The sequence below is a fragment of the Yoonia sp. SDW83-1 genome, assembly GCF_046762885.1.
Lineage (GTDB): Bacteria > Pseudomonadota > Alphaproteobacteria > Rhodobacterales > Rhodobacteraceae > Yoonia.
On the sequence record NZ_JBKQXO010000046.1, the window covers coordinates 1 to 1,163 of the forward strand.

The window sequence follows — 1,163 nt, forward strand, 5'->3', positions numbered from 1 at the left end:
TGTCAGATCCGTGTTGATTTGGGTGTGTTTGGGTGGGTGTCGCATCAGTTGCGTGCGACGACATCCCGGACCCAGACCTCGACACGGCGGTTGATCCGGCGGCCTGTATTGGTCTCGTTGCATCCCAGCGGGGAGATCTCGCCATACCCGATGGCTTGCAGAGCGACATTGGCCTGCAGGTTCGGGTTCTCGTCCAGCAGTTGCTGCACCACCTGTTGGGCGCGGCGTTCGGACAATTGCCGGTTCAGTTCGGGATCACCGACCGAGTCAGTGAAGCCCACGAACACCGCTTCTTTGTTGCGGAACGCATCGGTGCTCAGCAGGCGGGCCAGACGCACGATGTCATCCTGCGCACGGGCATCAAGATTGCTTGACCCGGTCTCGAACCGGAACGTGGTCGACAGACGATCCGAACTGATCAACTGCTGCATCATTTCCTGCAATTGTGGAAAGGTCGAGAAGTCCCGGTTGGCCACCACAGCCGACGCCACCCGCAACCCCTGACTGTCGATCGAGGCCTCGCGGATCGCCTGATTGATAAAGCCTGCGTTCGAGATCAGGTCCTGCGCGTCTTCGGACATGGCAAAATCGAGCATGCCGTCGGCATGGGCCGGCAACCGCTGATCGGTCGTGTACATGTAAAGCAGGCGGGTCAGCGGGTATTCCTCGGTCTTGATGGTAAAGGCGTTGGGTGGTGTTTGCAGCCCGCAGACCCCTTCAATCGCCAGCGCCTTGGCCCCTTCGCCATCGGCAAAGTTGGTGAAACCCAACCCGTAAGGATCGATGGCCACAACCTGCGACAGGACCTGATCATCCTGCACCAGCACGACATTGTTTGAGATCTGCAGCCCGTTGGGGCGCATCAGCAGGTTATCGAACACCTCGCGGATGCCCGAATTGGTGTCGCGGACATAAATGTTGATCGGCGCATCCGGCCCGCCCAGTTCAGCCCAGTTGCTGATCCGTCCGGCAAAGGCCAGGGCTGCGTTCTGCTCGGTGATCGCGCGGACAGGGTTGTCCGGTGAGGTGACCAGCAACAGCCCGTCCAGGGCCACGATATGTTCATTCTGTGTGGACCGGATATCGCCAAGGCCCGCCTCTTCAAAGGCGCGGGCTTCGCGGTTGCGGGCGGGCCGCGAGGCCAGGGCAATCGCCGCATCCCC

The 1,163-nt window shown here is 61.0% G+C and carries 1 protein-coding gene; it reads right to left on the reverse strand.

What is annotated here, in order from left to right:
• Positions 1-44: 44 nt before the first annotated feature.
• A partial coding sequence (locus ACFWW4_RS22665; RefSeq protein WP_411892907.1) for a phosphate ABC transporter substrate-binding/OmpA family protein occupies positions 45-1,163 on the reverse strand: 1,119 nt, incomplete at its 5' end.